This is a genomic window from Aliivibrio sp. 1S128 (assembly GCF_001691065.1).
Taxonomy (GTDB): Bacteria; Pseudomonadota; Gammaproteobacteria; order Enterobacterales; family Vibrionaceae; genus Aliivibrio.
This window is the reverse complement of sequence record NZ_MAJV01000037.1, coordinates 579-992: the sequence shown is the minus strand read 5'-3', so window position 1 is coordinate 992 and position 414 is coordinate 579. Positions and strand designations below refer to the sequence as shown.

1 protein-coding gene is annotated in these 414 nt (G+C 33.6%); it reads right to left on the bottom strand.

Annotated elements, in window-relative coordinates:
• Positions 1 to 26: 26 nt before the first annotated feature.
• Positions 27 to 414 (bottom strand): DnaB helicase C-terminal domain-containing protein (locus A6E03_RS07175; RefSeq protein WP_255310607.1); only part of this gene is annotated, 388 nt, incomplete at its 5' end.

Sequence of the window (414 nt, the reverse complement as noted above, 5' to 3'; positions counted from 1 at the left end):
GTGTTGATGCGATTGTTAGCACGAACTTACCCAATTACACCTAAGAAATTATCAAATCGAGAATACTGAGAGTTACAGAATAATTTACTGACACTTCTCTCACCAAAGTCATTCTTTGCAATGATAATTTCAGCGACTCCAACGTTATTTTCAGCATAACCCTCATTGTTATAACAAAACATAATAGTATTTGCGTCTTCTTCTAAAGTACCACTATCTCGTAAATCCCAAATTAACGGCCTTTTATCTGCTCGTTCTTCACATTTACGATTCACATTAGAACCAACAATTAAGTAAATATTAAGATCGATAGCCATAGCTTTTAGTTTCTTTGATATTGCACAGACTTCAGCATATCTAGATTCATATCGGTCTTTTGTTTTCAGGTTATGGATAGAGCTAATAGAAATAACA